The sequence below is a fragment of the Allobosea sp. BK604 genome (assembly GCF_004341515.1).
Lineage (GTDB): Bacteria > Pseudomonadota > Alphaproteobacteria > Rhizobiales > Beijerinckiaceae > Allobosea.
Genome location: NZ_SLZF01000022.1, coordinates 1 through 5,266, shown reverse-complemented (window position 1 = coordinate 5,266; position 5,266 = coordinate 1). Strand labels below are relative to the sequence as shown.

The window sequence follows — 5,266 nt, the reverse complement described above, 5'->3', positions numbered from 1 at the left end:
CCCGGGTCTTGCCTTCGGCAAGCCCGAGTACAGGCTCCGCGAAGTAATCCAGGGGGCGTCGAGCGAAACCTTCTGGATTGCTTCGCTGCGCTCGCAATGACGGGAGCGGATGTGGTTAGAGCATTTTCTCCACGTGAACCGGGCCCACTTCGCTCGAAAATGCTCTAGGCCACGCCCAGCCGCAGCAGGTCGTGCACATGCACGATGCCGACCGGCCTGTCGTTGGCATCGGCGACGATCAGCGCCGTGATGCGCAGGCGGTTGACCATTTCCAGTGCTTCGACCGCGAGCGCGTCCGGCACGATCCGGCGTGGATCGGGCGTCATCACGTCGCGGGCGCGGAGCGCGCCAGGCGTCCCCGAGCCGAGCTTGCGGCGCAGGTCGCCATCGGTGACGATGCCGGCGAGGTAGCCGTCCGGATTGGTGACGATGGCGCAGCCGAAGCCCTTGGCCGAGATCATCGCGATAACGTCGGGCAAGGCAGCGTCGAGGCCGACGCGCGGCATGGCCTCGCCGCGATGCATGATGCTTTCGACGGTCTTGAGCTGGGCGCCGAGCTTGCCGCCGGGATGGTAGACGAAGAAATCCTGGCGAGTGAAGCCGCGCGCCTCCAGCAGGGCGATGGCGAGCGCGTCGCCGAGTGCCATCTGCATCGTCGTCGAGGTCGTCGGGGCGAGGCCGTTCGGGCAGGCCTCCTCAGCCTTGGGGACCACCAGGGCGATATCGGCCTCGCGGCCTAGCGCGCTGTCGGCCGCCGAGGTGATCGCGATCAGGCCGACGCGGAAGCGGCGCGTGTAGGCGACGATGGCGGAGAGCTCCATCGCCTCGCCCGACCAGGACAGGGCGATGACGACGTCCTCGGGCTGGACCATGCCGAGATCGCCGTGGCTGGCCTCGGCAGGATGGACGAAGAGCGCCGGCGTGCCGGTCGAAGCCAATGTCGCGGCGATCTTGCGCGCGACATGGCCGGACTTGCCCATGCCGGTGACGACGACGCGGCCGGTGGCGGAGCGGATCATCTCGACGGCGGCGGCAAAAGGCGCGCCCAGCCCATCGGCCAGGGCCTCGTGCAGGATGTCGAGCCCCGCGCGTTCGGTCGCGATGGTGCGGAGCGCCGAAGCGCGGATATCGGCTGTCATGCGCCGCGCTCTAGCACGGGAGCCGTGGCGGATTCCACTGCCCGCTCGCCCGCCTGCCCCGCATTGACGGGTCGTTAACCGTCTTCGTTCTAACTCCGTTAACCATGCGCGCCATTCGGGCGCGCATGGCTTTGCCTGGAGCGCGTCTCTCGTGTCCCGTCGCGCCACGATCCTCCTGTTGTCCGGCGTCGCCATGGCCGGGCTCGCGGCGGCGCTTGTCGCTGCAACGCAGGCGCGCGCGCAGCAGGCGAGGGGCGGCTTGCGCGGCACGACGCCGGCCTATGTCGCGCAGCAGCCGGCCGAACCGGTCCCGACCGATCCGTCATCACCGATTCCGGAGGCGGCGCGCGATCCTGCAGCGCTGATCCAGAACCAGGATTCCGTCATTTCCCGCCGCGCGCCGCCGCGCGCCAGCCGGCCGGTGCAGGCGCCGGCTCTGCGCGGCGTCACGCAGCGCCAGTTCCGCCCGCGGCAGCCGGAGGTGGCGAGGCTGCCGCCGGCGCTCGAGCAGCCGCCGCCACCACGCCGCAGGACTGCCGCCGAGGAGGATCCGTACGCGCCGCTCGGCTTGCGGCTCGGTTCGCTGACGGTCAACTCGGCGATCACAAACTCCTTGGGCTACGACACCAACCCGCAACGCGCGGCCGGCCCGACCAAGGGTTCGTATTTCGGCCGTTACGAAGGCGATCTCAACGTCCAGTCGGATTGGAACGTGCACGAGCTGAAGGGCAAGCTGCGCGGCGGCTATAGCCAGTACTTCACGCAGCACGATGCATCGCGCCCCGACGCCGAAGGTGGGCTCGACCTCAGGCTCGATGCGAGCAGGGACACGCGCATCCTGCTCGAGAGCCGGATGAAGCTCGACACGCAGCGCCCGGGCTCGCCCGACCTGACGGCGGCGGTGACGGGCCGGCCGCTGACCTATGCCTATGGCGGCTCGGCCGGCGTCACGCATGACATCAACCGGCTGCAGGTCAACCTGCGCGGCTCGGTCGATCGCTACGACTACGCCAATGCCGAGCTGAGCAACGGCGCGACCTTGAGCCAGGCCGACCGCAACCAGACGCAATACGAGCTGCGCCTGCGCACCGCCTACGAGCTGACCCCGGGCTTCAAGCCCTTCGTCGAGGGCGAGATCGACACGCGCCAATACGACCAGAAGGTCGATTCAAGCGGTTATATGCGCTCCTCGAACGGCATCGGCGCCAGTATCGGTTCGAGCTTCGAGATCAGCCGCCAGCTTACTGGCGAGTTCTCCATCGGCTTCCAGGACCGCAAATACGAGGATCCGCGGCTGAAGAATCTGCGTGGCCCTGTCGGCAATGCCGCGATCCTGTGGACGCCGACGCCGCTGACCACGGTGACGCTGCGCGGCACGGCCGAGCTCGGCGACACCACGATCGCCGGCAGCAGCGGCACGACGACCCAGCGGATCAATCTCGAAGTGGCGCATGCCTTGCGCCGCAACCTGACCGTGACCGGCATCACCACTTTCAGCCGGACCAACTATGAAGGGCAGGACCTGCGCGAGGATTTCACTTCGCTCGGCGTCAGGCTCGAATACAAGCTGACCCGGACCTTCGCGATCCGGGCCGGCTTCACGCATGAGCGCCTGACCTCGACGCAGCCGGGCAATGACTACACCGCGAATGTCTCGCAGGTGGGCCTGAGGGTGCAGTTCTGACACTCTGCCTGATTGCGAGCCCCCGGATCTTGGCGAGCACCCGCGTCATGCCTTCGGCAAGCCCGAGTACAGGTTCCGCGAAGCAACCCAGGGGCCGACGCGCTCTACGTCCCCCGGGATTGCTTCGTCGCCATGCTCCTCGCAATGACGGAATCAGCCCTCGATCAGCCGCTCGATCTCGGCCCTGAGCTGCGGCCCCAGATCGCCGCGGTCGAGCGCATAGGCGATGTTGGCGGTGAGGAAGCCGATCTTCGAGCCGGTATCGTAGATGTCGCCGTCGAAGCGCACGGCGTGGAACGGCTCCTGCCGCGACAGCGCGATCATCGAATCGGTGAGCTGGATCTCGCCGCCGGCGCCCTTCTCCTGATGGGCGAGCAGGTTGAAGATCGTCGGCTGCAGGATGTAGCGGCCGGTGATGTGCAGGTTGGACGGGGCGGTGCCCTTCGGCGGCTTCTCGACCATCTTGTTGATCTTCGAGACCTTTGCATCGACGTTCTCGACGCCGACGATGCCATATTGATGGGTTTGGTCCTCCGGCACAGGCGCGACCGCGACATGGTTGCCGCCATGCTTGTTGTAGGCATCGATCATCTCGGCGAGGCAGCCCTTGCCATGGGTATGATGCAGCATATCGGGCAGCAACAGCGCGAAGGGCTCGTCACCGACGATGTCGCGGGCGCACCAGACGGCATGGCCGAGGCCGAGCGGCGCCTGCTGGCGGGTGAAGCTGGTGGCGCCGGCGGCCGGCAGGTCGGCGCGCAGGCCGTCCAGTTCCTTGGTCTTGCTGCGCTTGGCGAGCGTGTCGTCGAGCTCATAGGCCATGTCGAAATGGTCCTCGATCACGGCCTTGTTGCGCCCGGTGACGAAGACGAAATGCTCGATGCCGGCGGCGCGCGCCTCATCGACGACATGCTGGACGACCGGCCGGTCGACGATGGTCAGCATCTCCTTGGGGATCGCCTTGGTGGCGGGCAGGAAGCGGGTGCCCAGGCCTGCGACGGGAAAGACGGCCTTGCGGATACGTTTCGTCATGAAAAATCCATGTTGCGCGCCGGCCGGCACGCTTGCGACGGAAGGGCATGGCGAGTCAGGAGCCGGCATCGCCCATATCAATGCCGGCCAATGGAGGCTGTCGCACCAATCTGGCGAAAGGCAGGCCAGCTCCGGGCGCTGATACCAACCGGGCCTTGCTGCATCGTCAATGGCCTTTGTGAAAACTCTCGCGACAATCGAAGCTAAGCCGAGGCATTGCCGGCATTTTTCGATCAATCCCGCTTAACCATCGCAGCTTCGCGACGCGGGGGCTGGTTCACCCTGTCGTGATCTCGTTCTATGCGGGGAGCGGTAACAGGAGACAACGATGGCGATTCTGGTTTCGGGCGGGGCCGGCTATATCGGCAGCCACATGGTTCTCGAGCTCGTCGACCGCGGCGAAAAAGTCGTGGTGCTCGACGATCTCTCGACCGGCTTCTGGTGGGCGGTGCCGAAGGAGGCTGTTTTCGTCCAGGGCGACATGGGTGACCAGGCGCTGGTCGAGCGCACGATCGCCGAGCACGGCATCAGCGAGATCGCGCATTTCGCCGCCAAGATCGTGGTGCCGGACTCGGTCAGCGATCCGCTCGGCTACTACCACAACAACACGGTGAAGACGCGGGCGCTGCTGGAGAGCGCGGTGCGCGGCGGCGTCAAGCACGTGATCTTCTCCTCCACCGCGGCTGTCTATGGCGAGCCTTCCGTCTCGCCGGTGCCGGAGGATATCGGGCTCAGCCCGATCAACCCCTATGGTCGCTCCAAGCTGATGAGCGAGTGGATGCTCGGCGACGTCGCCCGCGCCCATGGCCTGACCTATGTCGCGCTGCGCTATTTCAATGTCGCGGGCGCCGATCCGAAAGGCCGCTCCGGCCAATCCGCTGCCAATGCGACGCATTTGATCAAGGTCGCGAGCCAGGCTGCGCTCGGCCAGCGCGCCGGGCTGGAAATCTTCGGCACGGATTATCCGACGCCGGACGGCACCTGCGTGCGCGACTATATCCACGTCACCGATCTGGCGCGGGCGCATCTGTCCGCCCTCGACCATTTGCGCGCCGGCGGGGCCAGCCTGACGCTGAATTGCGGTTATGGCCGCGGCTATTCGGTGAAGGAGGTGGTCGAGGTGGTGAAGAAGGTCTCGGGCGCCGATTTCCCGGTCAAGCTCTCGCCGCGCCGGGCGGGCGATCCGGCTTCGCTCGTCGCCAAGGCCGACCGGATCCGGGCCGAGCTCGGCTGGCAGCCGGAGCATGACGATCTGGAGCAGATCGTGCAGCAGGCGCTGGCCTGGGAGGAATCGCTCAAGACGCGGAATGCGCGCTGAACGGCTGGTGCGGGGCCCCTTCCGTCATCGCGAGGAGGCGCAGCCGACGAAGCAATCCAGGGGGACGCTCGCAAACCTCCCGTCTTGCTTCGC

At 66.8% G+C, this 5,266-nt stretch carries 4 protein-coding genes; 2 read left to right on the top strand and 2 right to left on the bottom strand.

Features of this window, described 5'->3' with window-relative positions; translation table 11 throughout:
- Positions 1-164 precede the first annotated feature (164 nt).
- Positions 165-1,139, bottom strand: a complete 975-nt coding sequence (locus EV560_RS35615) for a KpsF/GutQ family sugar-phosphate isomerase (protein WP_131860616.1) — start codon at positions 1,137-1,139, stop codon at positions 165-167.
- A gap of 151 nt (positions 1,140-1,290) precedes the next feature.
- On the opposite strand from EV560_RS35615, the gene EV560_RS35610 reads away from it, so the two are divergent.
- A complete protein-coding gene (locus EV560_RS35610) occupies positions 1,291-2,823 on the top strand; it encodes an outer membrane beta-barrel protein (RefSeq protein ID WP_131860615.1) in 1,533 nt (510 codons plus the stop codon).
- Between the two features lie 153 nt (positions 2,824-2,976).
- Here the strand turns inward: EV560_RS35610 and galU are convergent, their stop codons facing one another.
- A complete protein-coding gene (gene galU / locus EV560_RS35605; protein WP_131860614.1) occupies positions 2,977-3,855 on the bottom strand; it encodes a UTP--glucose-1-phosphate uridylyltransferase GalU in 879 nt (292 codons plus the stop codon).
- A 328-nt stretch (positions 3,856-4,183) separates the two neighbouring features.
- Here galU and galE point away from each other — a divergent pair, with 328 nt between their 5' ends.
- The gene (galE, locus tag EV560_RS35600; protein WP_131860613.1) at positions 4,184-5,173 is read left to right on the top strand and encodes a UDP-glucose 4-epimerase GalE; all 990 of its coding nucleotides are present in this window, start codon (positions 4,184-4,186) and stop codon (positions 5,171-5,173) included.
- Positions 5,174-5,266 lie beyond the last annotated feature (93 nt).